We start from the raw sequence: 23,885 nt of genomic DNA, 5'->3' as shown, positions 1-23,885 counted from the left end.
ACATCACCAGCCAAGCCCAAGACTATAGCACGATTTTTGCAGATTGTGCAACTGGCTTTTGCCTAATTTGCTGCAATCCTTGCAATAACCGCTTGGCTCTCATTTCTGATCGCTTCGCGGCAGACCTGGCTCGTTTCCCCTTTTGGAGACCCTCGTTCGGCCTGTTGCGCTTGCCTTGGCTTCGCGGTTCAAAACTGTCTGAACTGCGAAGGAGCGAGACTATAGCACAAGTTTTTGGCTTGTCTTCCGTGGCAAGCAATAAATTTGTTCGAATCTCAAGACTCGGGGCGCGACGAAGCCCGCGCTCTATATATAGAGCGCATTCCATAGCTCGCCTTCCTGCCCTCTATATATAGATAGTTGCCTTGGCCAGCTTGCCTCCCGTTGGGGTACGTTTACTATTCGCCTGTACGCCGTACCTAATTGGAGACGAACACGCTATGCCCCCAGCCATCGCCCTGAGCGAAGATATCCTGATCAACGTTACCCCCTTCGAAACCCGCGTTGCGCTGGTGGAACAGGGGTCGGTACAGGAGCTGCACGTGGAACGCAGCATCCAGCGGGGCCATGTCGGCAATATCTATCTGGGGCGGGTGGTCCGTGTGCTGCCGGGCATGCAGAGCGCCTTTATTGATATTGGATTGGAGCGCGCCGCGTTCATCCATATTGCTGACTTGCGCGAAAACCGCGGCGAACGCACGCAGGGACTGACGCCCACCCCCATCGAAAAGCTGCTTTTCGAGGGACAGACCATCATGGTCCAGGTCGTGAAGGACCCTTTGGGCACCAAGGGCGCACGGTTGTCGACCCAGATCAGCATTGCCGGGCGGATGCTGGTGTATCTGCCGCACGATCCGCACATCGGCATTTCCCAGAAAATTGACTCTGAGTCCGAGCGCATTCAGCTGCGCGAACGGCTTCAAGCGCTGATGCCGGCCGAGGAGAAAGGCGGATTCATCGTGCGCACTCAGGCGGAAGGCGCCAATGACGATGAGCTGACGGCGGATCTGGAATATCTGCGCAAGCTGTGGACCAGCGTTCAAGCGTCGGCGCGCACGCAGGCCGCCCCCGCCCTGCTTCACCAGGATCTGACGCTGGCCCAGCGCGTGCTGCGCGACATGGTGGGGCCTGGTACGGGCACGATTCTGGTGGACTCGCGCACTACCAGTGCGGCCATGCTGGAATGGGCGCGCGTGTATACGCCTTCTGTCGTTGGCCGCATTCAGCACTACAGCGGCGAGCGGCCGTTGTTTGACACGGCGAATGTGGATGACGAGATTGCCCGGGCGCTCTCGCGCCGCGTGGATCTGAAATCGGGCGGCTATCTGATCATTGACCAAACTGAAGCGCTGACCACGGTTGACGTGAACACCGGCGGCTTCGTCGGCGGACGCAATTTCGACGACACCATATTCAAGACCAACCTGGAAGCGGCGCAAGCCATTGCCCGCCAGTTGCGGCTGCGCAATTTGGGCGGCATTGTCATCCTGGACTTCATCGACATGGAAGAACAGGAACACCGCGACACCGTGCTGGCTGAACTGAAGAAAGCGCTTTCGCGCGACCGCACACGCATGACGGTCAATGGCTTCACGCAGCTGGGCCTGGTGGAAATGACGCGTAAGCGCACGCGCGATTCGCTGGCGCATCAGCTGTGCGAGCCCTGCCCCATGTGCGAATCGCGCGGCAATGTGCGTACGCCGCGTACGGTCTGCTATGAAATCCTGCGAGAGATTCTGCGCGAAGCCCGGCAGTTCAATCCCAAGGAATTCCGCATCCTTGCGTCTCAAGACGTCGTTGATCTGTTCCTGGAAGAAGAAAGCCAGCACTTGGCGATGCTGGGCGACTTCGTCGGCAAGCGCGTGTCGCTGGAAGTCGAGAGCACGTACTCTCAGGAAAAGTACGACATCATCCTCGTATAACCGCAGCCAGCAACGCCAACTGCCGCGCCTCGCGCGATAGCAGATTGCCGGGGTCTGTTCAATTCGATATGTTCGGATTGTGTGTCTTAACGATTCGATTGCAATGAAGTTTGAAACGGATGGCGGTGGGATGTCGTAGCCGATAAGCTCGCGGGCGCTTCGCAGGGTCGAACCCTTTGAAGCGCCTTTTCTTTTGCTTTCGGAGGTTAATGCAATGAAGTCCCTATTCCGTCCGTTCCTGGTGCTGGTTGCAGCGCTGCCGCTGCTTCTGGCTGGCTGCGGCGACAAGGAACCCGAGCAGCGGGCCGCGTTCACGCAGTTCCTGCAAACCCGCATCGTCGACAAGCCCGGCGTGCGCGTGCCCAAACTGACGGATGAGGAACAGAAGTCTATCGGCGACTATGCCTCGCACTACGCGGTGATCACGGATTTCAATACAAGCATGGAAACCTCGGTCAAGCCGCTGACGGGCATCATGCAGAAAGGCGCCGTGCGTTCGCTGAATGACATCGTGACGCGGCGCGACGACCTGAAAGCGGTGCAAGCTTCGCTGAACGACATGGGTGCGGCGTTGAAAGAGCAGCAAGCCCGCGCAGATGCTGCCCGCGCGCAGCTCAAACAGCCCGATGACCTGAAGGCCGTGTACGACAAGGCCTACGAAAAAACCGTCAGCCTGCCGGCGGACACGTTCCGCGATGTGCTGCCGCAACTGAACGCGACGTTCGACAGCAGCCTGAAGATTGCCGATTACGTCGAGGCGCACAAAGCGCAAATCGAAATCTCGGGTGCAATCGTCAAGGTGCAGGACCCGGCCGTGCAAGCCGAGCTGAACCAGATGCTGCAAGACCTGAACGCACAAGCGAAAAACCTGCAACAGGCGCACACGCGCATGCAGGCGCTGATGCTGGGCCGTTAAACCCCATCAAGCGGCCTCGACGCGGTTGCGCCCCGCCGCCTTGGCCCGGTAGACGGCGGCATCGGCCGCTACAACAAGACTCGCCGCCGCATCGCCCTGCCCGGGTATCGCGGTGGCGGCGCCGATGCTGACGGTAACGATACCGCCCTCACTGTCTTCGTGCGGAACGCGCCAATCTGCAACGGCGCGCCGTATGCTCTCGGCGATGGCCACCGCGCGCTGAAGCGTCGTGTGCGGCAGCAGCATCACAAACTCTTCGCCCCCATAGTGCGCCGCCAGATCACGAGGCCGGCGCGCTTTGTTCTTCAAAGCCAACGCCAGCTTCTTCAACAGTTCGTCGCCCTTTTGGTGACAGCACGATCTGCGCCATCACGGACTGGAACAACGCCAGCGTGACCGGCGCGATCAACACCGCGCGCCGAAAAATCAGGGGCGCAAGAACACGTATCGGTGAAAGATGATGATCATCAGGCGTCGAGCTGATGACAAGGCGTCGAGCTGATGACAAGCCGTCGAGCGACGCCCTACCCGCCGCCTGAACTCCGGACGCGCCGCGCCCGGAGGTTCCCTTACGACACCGCGGTCGCAGCGATGCGGAAGGGGAAGGCGCGAACGCCACGTGCCTTGTCCGTCTCGCGGTGCGCATTGATCGCCCAGGCGGTACCCGCTCCGCCTGTCAGCGACATCAGCTGGCGCATCGCGCCCGCCGAAAATCCGCACTGCAACGCCAAGGCCTGGCGTCGGGCAAGCTCAACACCGACAGCGTGCGGCGTCGTGAAACTCCGGTCTGATTGCAGCATGGCAGCCCCCTTGGCAAATGCTCTTCATCAATGAAGAGTCAGTGCGAACCAATCTACCGCAGTCTGTCTGACTTGCGCGTGAAATGATTCGTAAAGTAATGCAAAGGACCGGAAATAGTGCGCTCAGGCCGGCGGATTGACCGGGTTAACCAGCGCCTCGCCGGCGGCCTCGCGATCAGGCTTGTCATTCCTGCCATCGGCGGGGCCGGTCATGTTTCCGTACAGCAACGACCGGCCAGCAAACAGCCCGCCTGCCACTTCCAGGTCAAAACGTTCGGTGTCACGGCGGCGGACGTCTTCGACCACTTCTGCGGCCTCGTCCGCCGGCACGCCGATGGCGCGCAGCGCAGCCTCGCCGAACACCAGCGCGGATTCCAGGGTTTCGCGCACCTGGTAATCCACCCCTTCCTTGGCCAAGGCCAGGGAATGGATGCGGTCATAGGCGCGCACCACGACCCGCACCAACGGGAATTCCGATTTGATCAGCTTGACCATGTGGTTCACGGCCTGCGGGTTGTCGATGCAGATCAGAATGGCGCAGGCGTGCTCGCCGCCCGCGGTGCGCAGCATGTCGATGCGGGTTCCGTCCCCGTAATAGACCTTGACGCCCCACTTGGCAGCAGCCCGGATCGCGTCCGTGTCGATGTCGAGAATGGACACTTTCAAGTCGCGAGCCAGCATCGCCTGGGTGACGATCTGGCCGAAACGGCCGAAACCGACGATCAGCGCGCAGCCGTCCAAATCCCGGGCGACGTCCACGCCTTCCATCGACGGAACCGGTTTGGGCAACAACCAGCGCAACGACAACACGCATAAGGGGGTCAGCGCCATGGAAATGATGACAACGGCGGTCAGGACCGCGCCCGTGTGCGCATCGAAAATGCCGGCTGCGGCCGCCGCGCCGTACAGCACGAAAGCGAACTCGCCGCCCTGAGCCAACAGCGCCGCCCGCGTCACCGCTTCGGCATGCGACGCGCGCAGCAAACGCGCCACGGCATACACGCCCACGGATTTCACCAGCATGAAGACGATGACAGCCGCCAGAATGAGCGGCCATTCGCGCGCCACGGCGGACAAGTCCAGCGACATGCCCACGCCCAGGAAGAACAGGCCCAGCAAAATTCCCCGGAAGGGTTCGACTTCGGCTTCCAATTGGTGACGGAAGGTGGATTCGGACAGCAGCACCCCAGCCAGGAACGCCCCCATGGCCATGGACAAGCCACCCAACTCCATCAACAGCGCCGCCCCCAGCACGACGAGCAGCGCGGCGGCGGTCATGACCTCGCGCGCATGCGCCGCAGCCAACAAGCGGAACAACGGATTCAGCAGCCACCGGCCCGCGGCCAGCAGCGCCAGAATGCAGCCCACTGCAATGGCGGATTGCGTCCAGGGGTCGCCGTGGTCGGTGGTGCCGGCCGGCGCCAGCAAGGCCACCAACGCCAGCAAGGGCACGATGGCCAGATCTTCCAGCAACAAAATGGAGACAATGCGCTGGCCCTGCGCGCTGGTGCTCTCGTCGCGCTCGCCCAAAATCTGCATGACGATGGCCGTGGATGACAGCACAAAGCCCATCGCCGCCATGAACGCTGCCGGGCCGGACAGGCCGGCCAACAAGCCCACTACCGTCAGCAGGCCGCCACAGGCCAGCACCTGGGCCACGCCCAGGCCGAAGATTTCGCCTCTGAGCTTCCAGAGCCGCGACGGCTGCATTTCCAGCCCGATGATGAACAGGAACATCACGACGCCCAGTTCGGCGACGTGCAAGATGGATTTGGGATCGGAAAAGAAGCCAATGCCGAACGGGCCGATGGCAAGACCCGCCGCCAGATAGCCCAGTACGGAGCCCAGCCCAAGACGCTTGAACAAAGGGACGGCAATGACCGCCGCGCCCAGCAGGACGACGACGTTGACGAGTTGATTGCCTTCGATAGGCAGAGCCATAAGGCGCTCCTGGTTTGCACGCAGGCCCAGGGCGCCGAAAGCGCCGCAGGCGGGCTTGCCCCATTTTCCGGCAAACCGGGGGATTGGCAATCAGGAAATTGGCAATCCCCAGCGGCGGCAGGCCGGGCGGGACGATAAAAAAAACCGCCGCGATCAGGACGCGGCGGTTGGGGAGTGGCGGATTTCGCGATCAGTCGTCGCGGAATTGCATCTTGTAGAGCGAGGCATACAGGCCGTTGGCGGCCAGGAGCTCGGCGTGGGGGCCTTGTTCGACGATCTTGCCAGCGTCCAGCACGATGATGCGGTCGGCGTTCTGCACCGTGGACAGGCGGTGGGCAATGACCAGCGTGGTGCGCCCCTTCATCAGCCGTTCCAGCGAGGCCTGAACCTGGCGTTCGGACTCGTTGTCCAGCGCCGAGGTGGCTTCGTCGAGGATCAGGATGGGCGCGTTCTTGATCAGCGCGCGGGCAATCGCCAGACGCTGGCGCTGGCCGCCCGACAAACGGGCCGCATTTTCGCCGACCGGCGTGTTGATGCCCTGCGGCAGGCCTTCCACGAATTCCAGCAGGTTGGCGGCCGCCAGGGCGTCGCGCACCTTTTGCTCGCTGGACTTGCCCAACGCGCCGTAGCCGACGTTGGCGGCGATGGTGTCATCGAACAGCACCACGTCCTGGCTGACCAGAGACAGATGCGAACGCAGGCTGCGCAGCGTCAGTTCGTCAACGGGGGTGTCGTCCACCAGAATCGAACCGCTGTCGGGCAGCACGAAGCGCGGCAGCATATTGACCAGCGTGGTCTTGCCGCTGCCTGACCGGCCCACCAAGGCCACGGTCTGGCCGGGTTCAACGATGAACGAGATGTCGTTGACGGTGTCGCGCTCGGCATCGGGGAAGCGATGCTTGACGTGGCGGAACTCAACCTTGCCGCGCACGGGTTCGGGCAGTTCTTTGGTGCCGGTGTCTTTTTCGGGCGTCTGGTCGATCAGCGTGAATACGCTTTCGGCCGATACAAGCATCTTCTGCATGCGGGCGGCAACGTTCGTCAGGCGCTTGATGGGGTCGAAAATCTGCGCCAGCGCGGCCATGAACGAGGCAAAGCTGCCCACCGTCAGCGAACCGCTGTTGGCCTGGCTGAGCGCCACCGCGATGACGGCGCCCACGGAAATTGAAATGCAGACCTGCGTCAGCGGCGTCAGGGCGGCATCCGCCGTGGCGGTGCGCATGGCGTAGCGGCGCAGGCGGCGGCTGACGAAATCGAAACGGCCGCGCTCGACTTCAAAACCGTCGAACAGCTTGATGACGCGCTGGCCGTCGATGCCCTCGCCGACCACCCGAGTCAGTTCGGCATTCATGTTGACGGTGTCGCGGTTGATGCGGCGCAGGCGCTTGATGAAGAAGCGCGAGATCAGGACCGACACGGGCAGCATGACCAGGATGATCAGCGTCAGCACCCACGACATGTAAAGCAGCACGCAGATCAGCGCGATCACGACCAGGGTTTCGCGCACCAGCACCGTAATGACGTCGGTGGCGTAGCCCGTGACGTTGCCGGCGTCGATGGTGAAGCGGTTGAGCAGGCGGCCGGTGTCGCCGCGCTTGAAGTCGGCATCCGGCAGGCCCAGCAGGCGCTCGAACATGTCGCGGCGCATGCCCAGCAGCACATTGTTGGCCACCCAGGCCAGCAAATAATCGCTGAAGAAGTTGCAGATGCCGCGCAACAGGATCAGGCCGACGACGGCCAGCGGCAAGGCCCAGACGTAATAAGGTTTGGACCCGGAGAAGCCGCCGTCCAGCAAGGGCTTCATAATGACGGCCAGCACCGGCTGCGTGGCCGCTGCGCCCGCCATCAACAGGACGGCCAGCAACAAGCCCTTCCAGTAGGAACCCACGCGGCTGTAGATCCGGCTCCAGAGTTCAGCTTTGACGGGGTGGGAATCCGCGGGGGTGTTGCGTGCGGCAGAATTCAAAGGGAGCACTCGCTTTTATACAATTGTGCCCAGGATTGTACTGGCTACGCGCCAACGCGCTCTGCCGCCCCACCCCATTTCAGCCTAAATAGCCACACGCCCACCCATGTCCGATATCAGTTGTTTATACGTCCGGTTGCCCAATTGGGTGGGCGACGTCTGCATGAGCCTGCCCAGCCTGCATGCGCTGCACGCCAGCGGCTTGCCGCTAGTGATCTGCGCGCGCCCCTGGGCCCGCGACCTGCTTGATGGCGTGGCCAAGCAGGACTTCATTCCCATGCGCGGCAAGGTCGGCCCCGACCGCGCCGCCGTCAGCGCCCATCGGCGCAGCTTGGGCGCCCTGGGGCGCCGCGCCCGGGGCCTGCTGCTGCCCGACTCGCTATCCAGCGCGCTGGTGTTCCGGCTGGCGGGCCTGCCGTCCGCGGGTTATCGGGACGATGGCCGCAGCTTTCTGCTGCGCTGGCCCGTGGCCAAACCCGATGACTCGCTGCATGCCGTGCAGTCCTGGCATTACCTGACCCGCCAGGCGCTCACCCGCTGGGGGCTGCCCGCCGGCCCCGCCCAGCCAGGCCCGACGCTGGACCTGCCTTTGACGCCGGCGCACCAACAGGTGGCCGACCAGGCGTTGGCGGCAGCCGGCCTGGTTGCGCAACGCTTCGTGCTGATCGCTCCCACCGCCACCGGCCTGCACAAGGGCAAGATCAAGGTCTGGCCCGGATTCGATACACTGACGCGCGCCTTACAAGCCCAGGGCCATACCGTGGTAATGTGCCCCCCTCCGGCCGAAACCGACGAGGCGCGGCGCAATGCACCGACGGCGCAATTGCTGCCTCCCTTGTCGCTGGGCGCCTTTGCCGCATTGACGGCTCGGGCATCGCTGGTGATTTGTAACGATTCTGGCGTCTCGCACGTCGCCGCGGCGGCCTCCGCCCGGGAGCTCGCGCTGTTTGGCGTGACCCGCCCGGGACGAACGGGCCCGTGGTCGCCGCGTGCGGTTTGCGTCGGGTCGGAAGAAGCTTGGCCGTCCGTCGAAGCAGTTCAACAGCAGGCGATGACCCTGCTGGGCGAGACGAAGTAATCAGGATAGTTTTCACATGCCCCTTTCCAGCTACCTTGCAAATCTGATCATTCCCTACAACTTGTGCGTGACGTTGGTCATCGTCGGCTTGGTGCTGGGCTGGTTCCGGCTACGCAAGACCGGCGGGGCCATCATCGCCGCCGGCTTACTCTGGGCGCTGGCCTGGTCGCTGCCGGCCACCTCGCTATGGCTGGGCGGCGCGCTGGAAAGCCGCTATCCGCACCTGCCTCCTACCGAGTCCCCCACCGCCGACGCCATCGTCGTGCTGGGCGGCAACACCGCCAACGGGCGCGCCAACTGGTTCCTGCCCTATGACAAGGACACGGCCGTGGTCCGCGTGGACACCGCTGCCCAGTTGTATCTGGCCGGCCGCGCGCCCAAGGTGCTGCTGTCCGGCGGCGCGCTGGAAGGCGATGTCAGCGAAGCGCGTGGCATGGCGCATGCCATCCGCCAGCAAGGCGTGCCCGAGTCGGCCCTGATCCTGGAAAACTCCAGCCGCACCACGTATGAAAACGCCGCCTTGACCGAGGACGCGCTCAAGTCGCGCGGTATCGAAAAGGTGCTGCTCGTGACGTCCGCATTGCATATGCCGCGCGCCATGGCGGCATTTTCCAAGCAGGGCGTGGAAGCCATCGCCGCCCCGGCTCCGCCGCAAATCGTCGCGCCTGCGGATGGGTCGTTGTCGCTGTGGGTGCCTGACCAGCGCACGTTCGACGCCAGCCGCTCCATCATCAAGGAATACGCGGGCCTGTTCGTCTATTGGTTGCGCGGATGGGTATGAGCCTGACGGCGGCCGCCCTGGAATGCCGGGCGGGATGCGGCGCCTGTTGCATCGCGCCGTCGATCACCCGGCCGATTCCGGGCATGCCGGAAGGCAAGCCGGCAGGCGTGCCCTGTATTCAGTTGCTGCCGGACATGCGCTGCGCGATCTTCGGCCAGCCTGGCCGGCCAGATTTCTGCGGCGGGCTACAGCCGCAACACGAGATGTGCGGCCCGACCCGCGAACACGCCATTTTGTGGTTAGGGGATCTGGAAAGAGCGACGGCGCCGGGGCGCTGAAGCCACGCGTTTCTGCGCCGCCCGTCTTTGCTTCACGCTTGCTTGGGTCACCCTTACTTGGGTCACCCTTGCTTGGGTCACCCTTACTTGGGTCTCCCTTGCTTGGATCACCCTTGCTTGGGTCACCTTGCTTGGATCACCCCTTGCTTGGTTCACCTTCCTTGCGTCACCCTAGCTTGCGTCGCCTTCCTTGCGTCACGCCTGCTTGCGCGCGTCCAGCACCTTGTCGTACAGCGCCTCGTACCGCGCAGCCACCGTTTCCCAGCTCTGATCCCGCGCGATCTCCAGGCCGCGTTCGGTCAACGCCGCCCGCAGCGCCGGTTCCGAACCCAGCCGTTCCAACGCCTGCGCCAGTTGCGCGCCGTCTCGCGGATCTTGCAGGATCAACGCGTCCTTGCCCGCCGACAGGTACTGCGCAAAGCCGCAGTACGCCGGTGAACTGACCACAACCGGCAGCCCATGCGACATTGCCTCAAGCGGCGCCATGCCGTAGCTGTCGTTCAGCGTGGGGTGCGCATAAATGTCCGCCGCGCTGAAATACTGGGCAACTTCAGGAGTGGGATCAACCAGCGTGACGCGGTGCGCGATACCGTTGGCCGCACGAACCCGATCCCGGGTCGGCGCATCGGCCCCCACGACCAGCAGCTTGTAATGCGACGGCAACTGCGCCAGCGCATCCAGCAAGGCGGGCAGACCTTTGCGCAAGGGGTTGCGCGCCACCAGCAGGCAGCCAACCGTGCCGGCATCCCAGCCCAGACGGGCGCGGGTTGCCTCGCGTCCCGCCGCCATATCATCCGACGGCAGCTTGACCCCGGGCGCGATGATATCCACGGGCAGCTCCTGGCCGTAGCTGCGGTGCAACTGGTCCATGATCAAGCCCGACACCGCCACCACGCGCCGGCCGGACGCACGGCGCACGCGCAGCTTTTCAAGCAGCAGATAGGTCGCCAGACGCGGGCTTAGCCAGGCGGTGACGCGCTTGAGCGGCTTGACGCGGGTGACGCGGTTGTAGCGAACCGGCGTCACGTGCATGACCTGGATTTCTCCGGCCCAGCCGTTCATATGCGAGTGCACGATGTCGAAGCGGCCGCGCGTGAGGCGGTCGGCGCGCCACGCAAAATACAGCACGCGCATCCAGCTGGGCAGCCAACCCGGAAAACGGACGGGCAGAAACGGAAACGGCAGGTCGCTGTCGAAATCGCGCGCGACGATGGACACATCGTGCCGCTGGCCCAACACCCGCATCAGCTCCACGCCATAGGCCTCGGCGCCTCCGAAGCGGTTGCCGAAGCGGTCGACCAACAGCGCGATGCGAAGCCGCCGCTCAGCGGCGCCGGCGGGTGTCTTCATACCGGGTGAGGCACTTCTGAAGGAAGCGGATGATGTTGGTGGAACGCGCCACCGTCACCCGAGGCAGACCGAACGGATCGTCGGATGCCGCAGCCAGGCCGCGCTGGGTCAGCGTGGCGTTGTCGTAGCCGGCCTCGCGCGCCATGGCGCGATGTTCGGGGCCGTGATCGCCGTAGGGATAGCAGAAGGCCGTCACGGGCGCGCCCAGCGCCTGTTCCAGTTCGTCCTTGGATTCGACGATCTGGCGCCGCGCCTCGTCGGGCGACATTTCGGGCAAGTGCACGTGGTCCAGCGTATGCGAGCCAACCTCGTTGCCGGCCTGGGCCCATTCACGCATTTCGCCCACGGTCATCAGCGCCGAAAAGGGAATGCCCTTTTGCAAATCCCAGACGTTGCCGCCGTCGAACTGGCGCGCCACGAAATAGTTGGTGGCGGTAAAACCGAGTTCGGTCAGCACGGGCATCGCGTTGTGGTGCACGTTGCGATAGCCGTCATCGAACGTAATGCCGAACACCTTGCCCTGACGCTCGCCGCGCACATAGGGCATGACATCGCGCATCGACAAACCGCGATACCCCAGGCGGCGCATCCAGCGCATTTGGCGCGCGAAGCTGTCGGGGTGCACGGTCAGCCCACGAAACGGCGTGCCTTTGGGATTAGGCTCGCCGATCTGGTGGTACATAAGAATGGGGATAGACATAGGCCGGATTATAGGCCCGGGCGTCCATCCAGCGTACGCTGGTAGACCTCGACTGTGGCGGAGGCGAAACGATCAAGGTTGAAGTCGCGCAAGGCGGTCTCGCGGGCCTTCGCACCCATCGCGCGCACCGTGTCGGGATGGTCCAGCATGAAGCGCAACTTGTCCGTCATGGCAGCCACATCACGCACCGGCACGATCCAGCCGTCAACGCCGTCGGTGACGTTTTCAGGCAGGCCGCCCGCGTTGCTCACCAGCGCGGGCAAACCCAGCGCCATGATCTCGCGGCAGGCGAACGACAGCGCTTCGCGGTACGACAATACGAAGCCAGCGTGGCAGGACGCCAGCGCGGCGCGCACATCGTCCAGCAGGCCCGGAAAACGCACCTGGTCGATCATGCCCAGTTCGCGCACGCGCGCCAGCTTGGCTTCCGACGGCGGGTCGCCCGCCACCATCAGCAACACGCGGGCCTTGTCCGCGGGGGGCAAGGCGGCAACTGCCGCTACCAGGTCCAGCCACCCCTTGTCGTAATCGGTACCGCCCGCGCTCCCCAGCAACAGCTTGCCCTGCCAGTCGGGGCCGAAGATCAGCGCGCGCAACTTGTCCAGGCTTTCGGGCGGCGGCGGCGCGAAGAAATTCGTGTCGATGCCGTGGCGGATGGTCGTGATGGGACGCTTGCGGTAGGGCGACTGCTGCATCAGCCCCTGCACGTAGTCACTGACCGCAATACTGTGGTCAGTCGCCAGCGCCACACGCAGCTTGTGGCCGAAGCTGGCAAGCGGGTGGTCGTTGTGCTTGGTGAAGACGATGCGCGGGCGGCGCGCCATGCCCAGCGTGGCCAGCATGACCTGCTTGTGGTCGGCCGAACCGTTGGCGTGAATGATGTCGAAACGCCCCGTCTTGATCAGGCGGCGCAGCTTCGCGCGGTCCTTGAACCAGGACGACGGGCGCGTGGTGTACAGCATGTCTACGACGGTCACGCCGGGAATGGCGCGAGCGTAGCGGTACAGGCGGCTCGTGGGCGGCGCGGCCACGGTGATCTCGTGACTGCGCGCCAGCGCCTTCGCCAGGTTGATGATGTAGGTGACGTGCCCCCCGCCGTTGTTGGCGTGGAAGTTCGTGTACAGGATTTTCACTTCTGCTTCTCGGCCAGGAACATCAGCTTGGAATAGCGGAAGAAGCTGCCCGCCGCTGCCGTCACCGCCAGCACCAGACCGTGCCGGCCATCCAGGAAGCCGCGACGGATTAGGTAGATGCGCACGAACGTCCAGAAGCCATGGCCCAGCGCGCCAAAGACCGAGGTGCGACGCCCTTTGGCGTACATCATCGCAGCGGCGTCCGACGAATAACGGTTGACCTTGTTGATCAGCGCGTCCAGGTTGTCGTAGGGGTAGTGATTGAAATAGCCCTGCATTTTCAGGGGCTGGCCGTTGGCCGGCACCACGCGTTCATGCACGGCGGCATCCGTAAACCGCGCCGTGCCGCGCTTGAACAAGCGCAAGACGTAGTCGGGCCACCAGCCGCTATGGCGGATGTCTTTTCCGCAAAAGTTGGACAGGCGCGCAATCTCGTAGGCGTCGGCGCGCGGGTTCGCCAGCACGTCCTGGATCTCGCGGGCCAGCTCGGGCGTGACGCGTTCGTCGGCGTCAATGGACAGCACCCAATCGCCAGTGGCCAAGTCCAGCGCGCGATTTTTCTGCGGACCGAAGCCGGGCCAGTCAGGCGTGATCTCGACACGCGCGCCCAGCGCCTGCGCCAGTTCGACCGTGCCATCGGTACTGCCCGAATCCACCACGATGAATTCGTCGGCGAAGGCCACGGACTTGAGGCAAGCGGCAATATTCGCCGCTTCGTTCTTGGTGATGATGATGACTGATAGCTTCATCCGCGATTCCTAAGACGCTTTTTCCAGGCTTTCCAGGCGTGATAGCGCGGCCCCCAGAACGGGTCGCGCGACAGCCAGATGCGCCGGTTCAACCAGGTTCCGCCTTGATTGCGCACCGCGAAACGATAGATGTGTTCGGGGTCCGCGCCGGGCGTGTTCTRGCCAAAAGGGTCGGTAGTGTACAAGTGCGCGAAACCGGCCTGGCGCGCCGCGTCCACATAGTCCGCGTCGAAATAGCCTTGCGGCCAGCACAGGTGATCACTGACGGCCCCCAGGCGGCGCACAAGGGTGTCGCGCGAGTCGTGCAGTTCTTGTGCGATATGGGCGCGCTTGGCGTTGACATCGGCGCCGCAGACTTTGTCCCAGCGCGTGTGGGTGTGCGTATGGGAATGGAATTCGAACGTGCCGGCCGCCTGCATGGCTTCGATCTCGCTCCAACGCAGCATGGCCTCGTCGGTGCGGCCCGCGGCCACCAATTGTTTACAGGCGTCGTGATCGGGCGTGGCGGGCAAGGCGCCGCCCTGCCCCGCATGCGGCCGCACGGGGCCGTCGCCGATCCAACCCGTGATGGTGAACAACACCGCGCGCATGCCATGGCGCGCCAGGATGGGATGCGCGTGCACCCAGTTATTCAGATAGCCATCATCGAACGTGATCAGCACCGAACGCTCGGGCGCTGCGCCGCCTGCCAGATAAGCGGCGAACTGAGCCGCGGACAACGATTGATAACCTGCCTGCGCCAGACGCGAGACCTGAGCCTCGAAGACGTCCGGCGTTGCCGCAATCATGCCGCCCGCGGGGGTGACATGGTGGTACATCAGCACAGGAACGTTGGGCGCATTCATGCGCCGCGCTCCGCCAGCCATTTCAGGTACACCGCTTCCGTCGATTCGGCCAGCCGGGCGGGCGAAAACACGGCCTCTTCCCAAACCATCTTGCGGCCGGCCTCGCCCATGCGATGGCGCAGGTCCGGGTCGTCAATCAGCCGTTGCAAGGCGTTGGTCAAGGCTTCAGGATTCTTCGGCGGCACCAGAATGCCCGTAACGCCGTCGCGGAACATTTCCGATACGCCGCCCACATTGGTGCCCACCACCGGCAGACCGCTGGCCTGGGCTTCGACGTACACGGTGCCCGACGCTTCCTGCTGCGTGGCCAGCGCAAACACGTCGAATCCGGCCAACAGGTTAGGCACATCACGGCGCATCCCCATCAGATGGATGCGATGCTGCAAGCCCAGTTGGGCGATGTAATCCTGCGTTTGCTCGAAGACGGGTGAACCGCCCCCGATGAACACCAGGTGCAGCTTGGGCCGGCTGGTCATCAGCGGAACCATCGCGTCGATCAGATCCTTGTGGCCTTTGGTGGCGCGCATGACGGCCACGCAGCCCACGACGATGTCGTCATCGGCCAGCCCGAGTTCATCGCGCAGGGTCGAGTGTTCGACCGGCGCCGGCAACACGATGGGCGAATACACGGTCGCCACCCGGTTTGCCGGCACACCACGCTCGATCAGGTAGTGGCGCACGTGGTCGCTGACCGTAGTGACCCGGTGCGGCAGCCACGTGTAGGACCACATCGACCCCACCTTGTTGGACAGGTGGCGCGTGCGGACGATGAGGGGCGTACCGGCCAGCCGGCCGGCCATCGCCGCAATGACCGTGTCGCGCCGGCTGTGCGTATTGAGCACATCAAAGCGCCCTTCCTTCAGGATGCCGCGCACGGCGGCCACGCCCTTCAGGTAGTTGACGGGTCCGTCCATGTCGACTTTGTGCACGGTAAACCCCGCGTCTGACAGCCGTTCGACCAGCATGGCCCGGGATTGGCAGATGGCTTCAACATGATGGCCGCGCGCACGCATGGCCGTCATTTCCTTGAAGATCCGCCCTTCCTGACCGCCAAAGCTGGTGGCCGCTTCAGAATGCACGATACGCAGTTGTTGCATCAATAGGTCACCTCAACCCCATTGGGTTTGGTCCAGGCGTTCAGATTGTCGAGCAGGGTGTCGGCCATGCGAACGCGCCACTCTTCGCCCAGCCGGACCGTGCACAGAAAATTATTCTTGGTGTAGACAATATCGACCGGCACGCCGGGGATGCCGTTCTCGGGTTCAGCCCGGAATGGATTCAGCATCTGGCGCAAACGCGCGGCGTCGGCCGAGCCGTTGAGCGTGACGCGCAGCGACTTGGCGCGCGCTTCGCGAGCCAGTTGCAGGTCGTACAGCTGTTCGGCCACGATGCGCATGCCGCCCGAGTAGTCATCGTTGCTGACCTTGCCCTGGACGATGACCAACTGGTCTTCGCGCAAGCGGTTGCGGTGCTTCTCGTAGAGTTCGTTGAACACCGAGATTTCCACCTGCGCGGTGCCGTCGTCCAGCACGGCAAACACCATCTTGCCGCGGCGGGTCATCATGACGCGCACGCTGGCCAGCACGCCGCACATCCATTGCAGGTCGCGTTGCGGTTCCACGCGCGCCAGCTGCATTGGCACGATGCGGCGCACTTCGTCGCGCCACGCGTCAAACAAGTGGCCGCTGTAGTAATAACCCAGCGCCGACTTTTCTTCGGTCAGCTTTTTGTGCAGGTCCCACGGGGCAACCTTGGCCAATTCGCCAGCCACCACATCGCTGCTGTCGTCACCGAACAGCGACGCCTGGTTGGCGCTGCGGGCCGCTTGTTCGGCGGCTTCCATGGCGGTTGGCACCGAGGCCAGCATCGCGGCGCGGTTCGGCTCGATGGTGTCGAACGCGCCGGCCTTGATCAGCGCTTCGATCGTGCGGCGGTTGACGGCGTTCTTGCTGACGCGGCGGCAGAAGTCGAACAGGTTCAGGAACGGGCCGCCTTCCTTGCGCGCACGCAGGATGTCTTCGACAGCGCCCTGCCCCGTGCCTTTGACGGCGCCCAGGCCGTAGCGCATGGTGCGCGGCGGTTTGCCCTTTTCGGTGTGCTTGTCGGCCACCGGTTCGAAGCGGTAGCCCGAGAAGTTGACGTCCGGCGGCAGCACTTCCACGCCGTTGTCCTGGGCGTCGCGGCAGAAGATCTGGACCTTGTCGGTGTCGTCCATATCGGACGACATGGTGGCGGCCAGGAATTCGGTCGGGTGATAGGCCTTGAGCCAGGCGGTCTGGTAGGAAATCAGCGCGTAAGCGGCCGAGTGCGACTTGTTGAAGCCGTAGCCCGCAAACTTTTCCATCAGGTCGAACAGCTTGACGGCCAGGTCCGGGTCGTGGCCCTTTTCCTTGGCGCCTTGCTCGAAGAGCTCGCGGTGCTTGGCCATTTCCTCAGGCTTTTTCTTGCCCATGGCGCGGCGCAGCAGGTCGGCGCCGCCCAGCGAGTAGCCCCCGATGATCTGCGAGATCAGCATCACCTGTTCCTGGTAGACGATGACCCCGTAGGTGCTCTTCAGGGTGCCTTCCAGGTCGTTGTGGAAGTAGTCCACCGCGGCGCGGCCGTGCTTGCGGTTGACGAAGTCGTCCACCATGCCCGATTCCAGCGGCCCCGGACGATACAGGGCCAGCATGGCGATGATGTCTTCGAACGTGTTCGGCCGCAGCTTCTTCAGCAGTTCCTTCATGCCGCGCGATTCCAGCTGGAACACGGCCGTGGTGTTGGCGTCGCACAGAATCTTGTAGGCGGCCGGGTCGTCGAGTTCGAGCGCCATGACGTCGAAGTCGCGCTTGTCGGCGTTGAACTGGCGCACGTAGCGCACGGCCCAGTCCAGGATGGTCAAGTTGCGCAGGCCCAGGAAGTCGAACTTCACCAGGCCGGCGGCTTCGACGTCGTCCTTGTCGAACTGCGACACCGCGCTGTTCTCTTGGCCCGGCTGGCAATACAGCGGGCAGAAGTCGGTGAGCTTGCCGGGCGCAATCAGCACGCCGCCTGCGTGCATGCCGATGTTGCGGGTCAGGCCTTCCAGCGGCTTGGCCAGGTCGACCAGCGCGCGCACTTCTTCTTCCTGTTCGTAGCGGTCCTTGAAGGCGGGTTCGTCCTTCAGGGTGCGTTCCAGCGACCAGGGGTCCATCGGGTTGAACGGGATCAGCTTGGACAGGCCGTCGCAGAACATATAGGGCATGTCCAGCACGCGGCCGGCGTCGCGGACCACGGCTTTCGCGCCCAGCGTGCCGAACGTGGCGATCTGGCTCACGGCGGCGCGGCCGTATTTTTCCTTGACGTAGTCGATGACGCGTTCGCGGTTGTCCTGACAGAAGTCGATATCGAAGTCGGGCATGGAAACCCGTTCGGGGTTCAGGAAGCGCTCGAACAGCAAGTCATAGCGAATCGGGTCCAGGTCGGTAATGCCCAGCGCGTACGCCACGAGCGAACCCGCGCCCGAGCCCCGTCCCGGCCCCACCGGCACGCCGTTGTTCTTACCCCAGTTGATGAAGTCTTGAACGATCAGGAAGTAACCCGGAAAGCCCATCTGGATGATGGTCTTGCATTCCCAGCGCAGGCGTTCGTAGTACTGCTCGCGCTTGGACTCGCGTTCGGCCTCGTCGGGGAACAGGAACGCCATGCGCTTTTCCAGGCCCTCTTCCGACAGCTGGACCAGATAGTCGTCCAGCGTCACGCCTTCGGGCGTGGGGAAGTTGGGCAGGCGCGGCTTGCCCAGCACCAGGCTCAGGTTGCAGCGCTTGGCAATTTCAACCGTGTTGGCCAGCGCCGAGGGCACGTCGGCGAAACGCCGGGCCATTTCTTCGGAGCTGAGCAGGTATTGCTCTTTGGTGAACCGGCGCACGCGGCGCGGGTTGGCCAGTATTTCGCCTTCGGCGATGCAGACGCGGGCCTCGTGCGCCTGGAATTCATATTCGTCCAGGAACTGCACCGGGTGCGTGGCCACCACCGGCAGGCCGGCTTCGCCCGCCAGCCGCATGGCGGCTTGGGTATAGGCCTCGTCGCCGTCCATGCCGGCGCGTTGCAGCTCAATGTAGTAGCTGCCCGGAAACAGGTGCGCCCATTGGCGCGCCAGCGCCAGCGCGGAGACGGCGTTGCCGGCGTCCAGCGCCTGGCCCACGTCGCCCATGCGCCCGCCCGACAGGGCGATCAGGCCCTCTTGCCCTTGCAGCCATTCGCGGCGGATCTCCGCGCGGCCCTTGCCCTGGTTTGTCAGGAAGGCCTTGGACAGCAGTTCGCACAGGTTCAGGTAGCCCTGGTGGTTGCGCACCAGCAAGAGCAAGCGGAAAGGCTTGGCGGGATCGTCGTCATTGGTCAGCCAGACATCGCAACCCGCGATGGGCTTGACCCCCGCGCCGCGCGCGCCTTTATAGAACTTGATCAGGCCAAAAAGGTTCGACAGATCGGTCAGCGCCACGGCGGGCTGGCCCAGCTTGGCGACGCGCTTGATAAGGTCGGAAATGCGCACAATGCCGTCCACAACCGAAAACTCGGAGTGAACGCGCAGATGCACAAAGGGGGGCGGATTTGTTACGGCTTCGGACATAGCGGGAATTGTACCTAGGGATCACGGTCCAAGCGGATGCGTCTGAGATTCCGCAAAGGGCGCACCACGGACCTTGTGTAACAATACTAGGTAGACCTGACCCTTCTGTCGCAGGACAACGAATACGTTATGAAATGGTTAATCCCCGGGATCTGGCTGGCCGCCATCCTGTTCGCCCACTTCCGAGGCCGAGTCAAACTGCCGCTGGGCCGGCAAATGTTGGACCACTCGGTACTGCTGGCCCCGATCAACGCCTTCATGGTGTTGACCTCGCGCGTGCCCTCTACGCCCTACCTGACAACGAGCGAAATCGCCGAACTCAAGGTGCTGGACGACAACTGGGAAACGATCCGCGAAGAAGCCGTGCGAATGGCCGAGCTGCGCCGCATCAAGGCGGCCGACTCCCACAACGACATTGGTTTCAATTCCTTCTTCAAGTACGGCTGGAAGCGCTTCTACCTGAAGTGGTATGACGCCCGCCACCCGTCAGCCGAAGAACTCTGCCCCAAGACTGTCGCCATTCTGAAGACGCTGCCCAAGGTCAAGGCCGCGATGTTCGCCGAGCTGCCCCCCGGCGGCCAGCTGAACCCGCACCGCGACCCGTTCGCGGGCTCATTGCGCTACCACCTGGGCTTGGTCACGCCGAACGACAACCGCTGCCACATCATCGTCGACGGCGAATCCTATAGCTGGCGCGATGGCGAAAGCGTGGTGTTCGACGAAACCTACGTGCACGAAGCCTATAACCACACCGACCAGAACCGCATCATCCTGTTCTGCGACGTGGAACGCCCGCTGAAGTGGCGCTGGGCCGAAGCCTTCAACCGCTGGTTCGGACGCGTCGTCATGTCGGCCGCCAGTTCGCCCAACGACGGCAACGACCAGACCGGCGCCATCAACAAGCTGACGCACGCGCATTACGTCATCGACCAGAAGCGCAAGGCCTTCAAGACCTGGAACCGCACCGTTTACAAAGCCACCAAGTTCGGCTTGATCGCGCTGGTTATCCTCGGCTTCATCGCGTTGTAAACCAGCAGACTTCGGCCTTCATCTCGCCCCAAAAAGCGGCCCCCTGCGCGGGGCCGCTTTCTTTTTTCCTGATCTCAAACCGGCTCGCGCTCCGGCAGCGTCAACAGGCCGGTGTGGTAGTCGTACCCGTAGATTTCGCCGTACCGGCCCCACTCCACCGCAATCTTCATGACCCGCTCGGCTTCGTCGGGCTTCAAGAATTCTTCCAGCGAATTCAGGAAGTCCTTTTCGGGCAAGGCGCCCGTAGGTTCTTGTTCCAGGCTGTGGCGAATGTGCGCGGCCAGCGGCACGTGCGCCAGCAATTGGCGCCCGAAGATGGCCTGCTTCTGGCTTTGATCCGCCTGCACGTAGCGTTGGCCCAGCGGCGTCAGGAAGATGTCGCCCCGATCAATCTGCGCCAGGCCGAACAGGCCCAGCGCTTCGCAGGCGGGCAGCAAGTCGTCATCCGCAATCTCGGCTTCTTCGGCCAGCTTGGGCAAGTCGGCGCGGCCATTGAACGGCGCCTCCGCCAACACATCCAGCACGCCCTCCATGCGGTCGACTTCCGTTTGCGGAAAGCGATAGCCCAGACCTTGCTGACGCGGCGTGGGCACGCCGTGCGCCGGACGCATCGTCATCAGCGCGTAGACCTCGTCGATCAGCGCGCGCACCTGCGGCGAATCAGCGTCCCGCGGACGCGGCAATCCGATCATGATCTGGCTGCGTACCCGGCCTGGGTCGCTGTCGAACACGATGATGCGGTCGGCCATCATCACGGCTTCTTCGATGTTGTGCGACACGATCAGGATGCCCTTGGTCGAAATACGGCTTTCGTCCCAGAGCTCCAGCATGTCGTCACGCAGGGTTTCGCCGGTCAGCACGTCCAGCGCCGAGAACGCTTCGTCCATCAACAGCACGTCGGGGTTCATGACCAGCGCACGCGCGATGCCCACGCGCTGGCGCATGCCGCCCGACAGTTCGCGCGGCAAGGCGCCGCCAAAACCGCCCAGGCCGATCAAGTCCAGCACGGCGTCAGCCCGCTTCGCGCGCTCGGCTGCTGGCACGCCCTGGGCTTCCAGCCCCAGCTCGACGTTCTGCTGCGCGGTCAGCCACGGGAACAAGGCGAACGACTGGAACACCATCGAAATGCCCGCGGCCGGCCCGTACACCGGCTGGCCGCGGTACGTGACCGTGCCTTGGTCGGCGTTGACCAGCCCGGCCATGATGCGCAGCAAGGTGGACTTGCCCGACCCGGACTTGCCCAGCAAGGCCACGATCTCGCCTTCCTTCAAGGTGAAATCCACGTGTTCGAGCACATGGCGCGCGGTGCCATCGGCGGCGCGGAAAGACTTGCCGACGTCGTGCAGTTCGATCAGGACGTTGGGATTCATGACAACTCCTAGCGGCCGCGGTCTTCGGCCAGCAGATACAGCTTGCGCCAGAAAAATCGATTCAACAGCATCACGAAGACGCACATCACGCCAATGCCCAGCGCGATGCGGTGAAAGTCGCCCTGCTCGGTCATCTGCTTGATGTAGCTGCCCAGGCCGTCGGCAACCAGCGAGGTTTTGCCCCACGACACGTATTCGGCCACGATGCTGGCGTTCCACGACCCGCCGCTGGCGGTGATGGCGCCGGTGATGAAGCTGGGAAAGACGGCGGGCAGGTAGACCCGGCGCCAGCGCAGCCACCCTTTCAACCCGAGGTTGTCCGCCGCCAGCCGCAATTCGTTGGGGATGGTGGACGCGCCGGCGACGACGTTAAAGAGGATGTACCACTGGGTGCCGAAGATGATCAGCGGGCTGAGCCAGATGTTGGGGTTCAACTGCCAGGCCACCATGACGTACACCACGGCCGGAAACAGCAGGTTGACCGGAAACGCGGCCAGAAACTGCGCCACCGCCTGGACGCGCTGCGAATACCGGGGACGCAACCCKATCCAGACGGCCACCGGCACCCAGACCAGCGACGCCAGCCCAATCAGCAGCATGACGCGCACAAGCGTAATGCCGCCCAGCCCCAGCACATGCAGCACTTCGCCCCAACCCACGTCTTCGTGTACGAACACCACGAGCTTGTAGGTCGCGAGCAAGGCGGCGGCCGCGAGCAAGGCATCCCACACGCGGGTCCAGCGCGGATCGGGCGCTTTGGCGCGAGCGCGGATGGAGGTGCCGTCGTAAGACACGCTGAACCAGCCCAGCGCACGCCGCATGGCGGCCCAGAAAGCGTTCGACACCGCTTGCATCCAGCGGCTGCGCCGCGTCCAGTCCAATAGCCACGACTGCTGCGCGGCGTCGCCCTGCGATTCCTCGAACCGGAATTTGTCGGCCCAGGCCAGCAGCGGGCGGAAGAAGAGTTGGTCGTATAGCAGGATGCCCGCCATCATCGCGCCGATGGCCCAGGCGATGGCGTGGCCGTCTTCGGCCTGGATGGCGACAGCGATGTACGACCCGATGCCGGGCAACTTGATGTCTTGCCCCGCCACCGAAATGGCTTCGGCCGCGACCAGGAAGAACCAGCCGCCCGACATGGACATCATCATGTTCCACAGCAGCCCCGGCGTGGCGTAGGGCAGCTCCAGGCGCCAGAACCGCTGCCATCCGGACAGCCGGAATATCCGCGCGGCTTCGTGCAGTTCAGCCGGTACCGTCCGCATGGATTGATACAGGCTGAACGCCATGTTCCAGGCTTGGGACGTAAAGATGGCGAAGATGGCGGCGCATTCAACACCCAGCAGATTGCCGGGAAACAACGCGATGAACGGCGCGATGGCGATGGCCTGGAATCCCAGGATGGGAACGGACTGCAAGATGTCCAGCATGGGAATCATCGCTTTCTCGGCCGTGCGGTACTTGGCGGCGATGGCGGCGAAGACAAAGCTGAACAACAGGGAGAAGCCCAGCGCGGTGAACATCCGGAGGATGGTGCGCAGGAGGTAATACGGAAGATAGACCGGGTCCAGCGAGATAGGCAGTTCTTCACCGAGGGCGAAGGGACGGCTCATCTGAGACGCCCCGTAAGCCATGACGGCCAGCACGCCCAACACCAGGGGTAAGAGCGCCCAGTCCCAGCGATTCGGGGTGGAACGGGAGCCGGGCTTCGAACGAGTCCGGGGGGTGAATAACTCGAACATGTTGGGGATGTTCCAGGGCGCGGTGAGAGGGGCCAGCGAATTGGAGCATAACGAGATGACGGGGGTCTGAATTGGGGGGTTGTGGTTTTTTTTGGGGAGGGTTGTTGGGACGAGGAGGGTTCTTGTGACGCCCGCGGTGTCGGGGGCCTGGGGTGCGCGGGGCAACGATTGCGGTCCGGAGCCTTCGCTCCGGACTTCCCCGTCGTCATCTTCGTCCAGGCCTTCGGCCTTCCCTTCAGATTCCCTCGGGCTTATCGACGCCCCGCGCACCCCAGGCCCCCGACACCACGGGCTCAGGAAGTTGCAATCTGACGTCAGCGGGGGAGACCGGCTTTCTTAGGGTTCTCACCACGAAGTTTTGGGTGGTGGAAGATCTTGCGGGGCCCGCCCCCGGCCGGCCGCGCGGGCGGCCTTGGGGGGCTTACGCGTTGTCTTGCGTCGTTGCGGTGGCCGCTTCGCGTGTGGCTCTACAAATTCGCGAAAGCGACCACCACCCCGATCGACCGCCAATGCGTATGCCGAGTAAGGCCGCCCGCGCGGCCGGCACTCGGCGGGCCCCGCAGCACTCGTCACTAAGGCACCCCCTAGCAGCGTACCGATCCAAGACGGCGGCAGCCCGTCGGCGCGGTGGCCCTGACGGCGCGCAACCTCGATGCGCCCGACGGAATCCGAAGATACCGTCTTGGATACCGTCTTG

18 protein-coding genes and 1 pseudogene are annotated in these 23,885 nt (G+C 63.8%); 6 read left to right on the top strand and 13 right to left on the bottom strand.

Annotated features, from left to right (window positions below; all coding sequences use genetic code 11):
- The first annotated feature begins 458 nt into the window (after positions 1 to 458).
- On the top strand, positions 459 to 1,922 hold the full coding sequence (rng, locus tag AC1DSJ_RS29820; protein WP_054428162.1) for a ribonuclease G: 1,464 nt from the start codon (positions 459 to 461) through the stop codon (positions 1,920 to 1,922).
- Positions 1,923 to 2,136: 214 nt separating this feature from the next.
- Positions 2,137 to 2,838 carry a DUF3053 domain-containing protein gene (locus AC1DSJ_RS29815; RefSeq protein WP_054428160.1) on the top strand — a complete coding sequence of 234 codons (702 nt, stop codon included), beginning with the start codon at positions 2,137 to 2,139 and terminating at the stop codon, positions 2,836 to 2,838.
- Between the two features lie 6 nt (positions 2,839 to 2,844).
- On the opposite strand, the pseudogene AC1DSJ_RS29810 reads toward AC1DSJ_RS29815, so the two are convergent.
- The 4 genes and pseudogenes from AC1DSJ_RS29810 to msbA form a co-directional block, all read right to left on the bottom strand.
- A pseudogene (locus tag AC1DSJ_RS29810) lies at positions 2,845 to 3,180 on the bottom strand (diguanylate cyclase); the annotation flags it as partial.
- A 227-nt stretch (positions 3,181 to 3,407) separates the two neighbouring features.
- Positions 3,408 to 3,638 (bottom strand): hypothetical protein, encoded by a 231-nt coding sequence (locus AC1DSJ_RS29805; RefSeq protein ID WP_054428161.1) that lies wholly within the window; start codon positions 3,636 to 3,638, stop codon positions 3,408 to 3,410.
- Positions 3,639 to 3,761: 123 nt separating this feature from the next.
- Complete coding sequence (locus AC1DSJ_RS29800) at positions 3,762 to 5,579, bottom strand: monovalent cation:proton antiporter-2 (CPA2) family protein (RefSeq protein WP_175172109.1); 1,818 nt, start codon at positions 5,577 to 5,579, stop codon at positions 3,762 to 3,764.
- Between the two features lie 190 nt (positions 5,580 to 5,769).
- The gene (gene msbA, locus AC1DSJ_RS29795; protein WP_054428157.1) at positions 5,770 to 7,545 is read right to left on the bottom strand and encodes a lipid A export permease/ATP-binding protein MsbA; all 1,776 of its coding nucleotides are present in this window, start codon (positions 7,543 to 7,545) and stop codon (positions 5,770 to 5,772) included.
- A 106-nt stretch (positions 7,546 to 7,651) separates the two neighbouring features.
- Between msbA and AC1DSJ_RS29790 the strand changes: the two genes are divergently transcribed.
- From AC1DSJ_RS29790 to AC1DSJ_RS29780, 3 genes are read left to right on the top strand one after another with little or no spacing between them, the layout of a single operon-like run.
- Positions 7,652 to 8,623: a glycosyltransferase family 9 protein gene (locus tag AC1DSJ_RS29790; RefSeq protein WP_441372744.1), complete on the top strand. Its 972-nt coding sequence runs from the start codon at positions 7,652 to 7,654 to the stop codon at positions 8,621 to 8,623.
- A 16-nt stretch (positions 8,624 to 8,639) separates the two neighbouring features.
- Complete coding sequence (locus AC1DSJ_RS29785; RefSeq protein WP_054428155.1) at positions 8,640 to 9,404, top strand: YdcF family protein; 765 nt, start codon at positions 8,640 to 8,642, stop codon at positions 9,402 to 9,404.
- Positions 9,401 to 9,682 carry a YkgJ family cysteine cluster protein gene (locus AC1DSJ_RS29780; protein WP_420840204.1) on the top strand — a complete coding sequence of 94 codons (282 nt, stop codon included), beginning with the start codon at positions 9,401 to 9,403 and terminating at the stop codon, positions 9,680 to 9,682. Before AC1DSJ_RS29785 ends, AC1DSJ_RS29780 begins: the two co-directional genes overlap by 4 nt.
- A gap of 195 nt (positions 9,683 to 9,877) precedes the next feature.
- Here the strand turns inward: AC1DSJ_RS29780 and AC1DSJ_RS29775 are convergent, their stop codons facing one another.
- The 7 genes from AC1DSJ_RS29775 to dnaE are packed head-to-tail and all read right to left on the bottom strand — an operon-like array spanning position 9,878 to position 19,047.
- Complete coding sequence (locus AC1DSJ_RS29775; RefSeq protein WP_175172098.1) at positions 9,878 to 11,032, bottom strand: glycosyltransferase family 4 protein; 1,155 nt, start codon at positions 11,030 to 11,032, stop codon at positions 9,878 to 9,880.
- Positions 11,007 to 11,732, bottom strand: a complete 726-nt coding sequence (locus tag AC1DSJ_RS29770; RefSeq protein WP_175172096.1) for a polysaccharide deacetylase family protein — start codon at positions 11,730 to 11,732, stop codon at positions 11,007 to 11,009. The genes AC1DSJ_RS29775 and AC1DSJ_RS29770 overlap by 26 nt, the downstream gene beginning before the upstream one ends.
- Before the next feature lie 8 nt (positions 11,733 to 11,740).
- Positions 11,741 to 12,865: a glycosyltransferase gene (locus AC1DSJ_RS29765; protein WP_054428152.1), complete on the bottom strand. Its 1,125-nt coding sequence runs from the start codon at positions 12,863 to 12,865 to the stop codon at positions 11,741 to 11,743.
- Positions 12,862 to 13,614: a glycosyltransferase family 2 protein gene (locus AC1DSJ_RS29760; protein WP_054428151.1), complete on the bottom strand. Its 753-nt coding sequence runs from the start codon at positions 13,612 to 13,614 to the stop codon at positions 12,862 to 12,864. Before AC1DSJ_RS29760 ends, AC1DSJ_RS29765 begins: the two co-directional genes overlap by 4 nt.
- A complete protein-coding gene (locus tag AC1DSJ_RS29755) occupies positions 13,611 to 14,459 on the bottom strand; it encodes a polysaccharide deacetylase family protein (RefSeq protein ID WP_476760457.1) in 849 nt (282 codons plus the stop codon). Before AC1DSJ_RS29755 ends, AC1DSJ_RS29760 begins: the two co-directional genes overlap by 4 nt.
- Positions 14,456 to 15,556 carry a glycosyltransferase family 4 protein gene (locus AC1DSJ_RS29750; protein WP_054428149.1) on the bottom strand — a complete coding sequence of 367 codons (1,101 nt, stop codon included), beginning with the start codon at positions 15,554 to 15,556 and terminating at the stop codon, positions 14,456 to 14,458. The genes AC1DSJ_RS29755 and AC1DSJ_RS29750 overlap by 4 nt, the downstream gene beginning before the upstream one ends.
- Complete coding sequence (gene dnaE, locus AC1DSJ_RS29745; RefSeq protein ID WP_054428148.1) at positions 15,556 to 19,047, bottom strand: DNA polymerase III subunit alpha; 3,492 nt, start codon at positions 19,045 to 19,047, stop codon at positions 15,556 to 15,558. Before dnaE ends, AC1DSJ_RS29750 begins: the two co-directional genes overlap by 1 nt.
- Before the next feature lie 129 nt (positions 19,048 to 19,176).
- Here dnaE and lpxO point away from each other — a divergent pair, with 129 nt between their 5' ends.
- Complete coding sequence (lpxO, locus tag AC1DSJ_RS29740) at positions 19,177 to 20,076, top strand: lipid A hydroxylase LpxO (protein WP_441372742.1); 900 nt, start codon at positions 19,177 to 19,179, stop codon at positions 20,074 to 20,076.
- 74 nt (positions 20,077 to 20,150) lie between these two features.
- Here lpxO and AC1DSJ_RS29735 read toward each other — a convergent pair whose 3' ends face one another.
- Both AC1DSJ_RS29735 and AC1DSJ_RS29730 read right to left on the bottom strand, forming a co-directional pair.
- Positions 20,151 to 21,446, bottom strand: a complete 1,296-nt coding sequence (locus tag AC1DSJ_RS29735) for an ABC transporter ATP-binding protein (protein ID WP_054428146.1) — start codon at positions 21,444 to 21,446, stop codon at positions 20,151 to 20,153.
- 8 nt (positions 21,447 to 21,454) lie between these two features.
- Positions 21,455 to 23,188 carry an ABC transporter permease gene (locus tag AC1DSJ_RS29730; protein WP_175172087.1) on the bottom strand — a complete coding sequence of 578 codons (1,734 nt, stop codon included), beginning with the start codon at positions 23,186 to 23,188 and terminating at the stop codon, positions 21,455 to 21,457.
- Positions 23,189 to 23,885: the final 697 nt, after the last annotated feature.

The sequence above is a fragment of the Achromobacter sp. 01N37 genome (genome assembly GCF_056399725.1).
This window is presented reverse-complemented; position numbering and strand designations above follow the sequence as displayed.

Bases quoted from the DNA above. Each gene is read 5' to 3' on its own strand.
- AC1DSJ_RS29815 (WP_054428160.1), top strand. From the start codon at position 2,137: ATGAAGTCCCTATTCCGTCCGTTCCTGGTGCTGGTTGCAGCGCTGCCG.
- AC1DSJ_RS29805 (WP_054428161.1), bottom strand. From the start codon at position 3,638: ATGCTGCAATCAGACCGGAGTTTCACGACGCCGCACGCTGTCGGTGTT.
- AC1DSJ_RS29800 (WP_175172109.1), bottom strand. From the start codon at position 5,579: ATGGCTCTGCCTATCGAAGGCAATCAACTCGTCAACGTCGTCGTCCTG.
- AC1DSJ_RS29790 (WP_441372744.1), top strand. From the start codon at position 7,652: ATGTCCGATATCAGTTGTTTATACGTCCGGTTGCCCAATTGGGTGGGC.
- AC1DSJ_RS29785 (WP_054428155.1), top strand. From the start codon at position 8,640: ATGCCCCTTTCCAGCTACCTTGCAAATCTGATCATTCCCTACAACTTG.
- AC1DSJ_RS29780 (WP_420840204.1), top strand. From the start codon at position 9,401: ATGAGCCTGACGGCGGCCGCCCTGGAATGCCGGGCGGGATGCGGCGCC.
- AC1DSJ_RS29775 (WP_175172098.1), bottom strand. From the start codon at position 11,032: ATGAAGACACCCGCCGGCGCCGCTGAGCGGCGGCTTCGCATCGCGCTG.
- AC1DSJ_RS29770 (WP_175172096.1), bottom strand. From the start codon at position 11,732: ATGTCTATCCCCATTCTTATGTACCACCAGATCGGCGAGCCTAATCCC.
- AC1DSJ_RS29760 (WP_054428151.1), bottom strand. From the start codon at position 13,614: ATGAAGCTATCAGTCATCATCATCACCAAGAACGAAGCGGCGAATATT.
- AC1DSJ_RS29750 (WP_054428149.1), bottom strand. From the start codon at position 15,556: ATGCAACAACTGCGTATCGTGCATTCTGAAGCGGCCACCAGCTTTGGC.
- dnaE (WP_054428148.1), bottom strand. From the start codon at position 19,047: ATGTCCGAAGCCGTAACAAATCCGCCCCCCTTTGTGCATCTGCGCGTT.
- lpxO (WP_441372742.1), top strand. From the start codon at position 19,177: ATGAAATGGTTAATCCCCGGGATCTGGCTGGCCGCCATCCTGTTCGCC.
- AC1DSJ_RS29735 (WP_054428146.1), bottom strand. From the start codon at position 21,446: ATGAATCCCAACGTCCTGATCGAACTGCACGACGTCGGCAAGTCTTTC.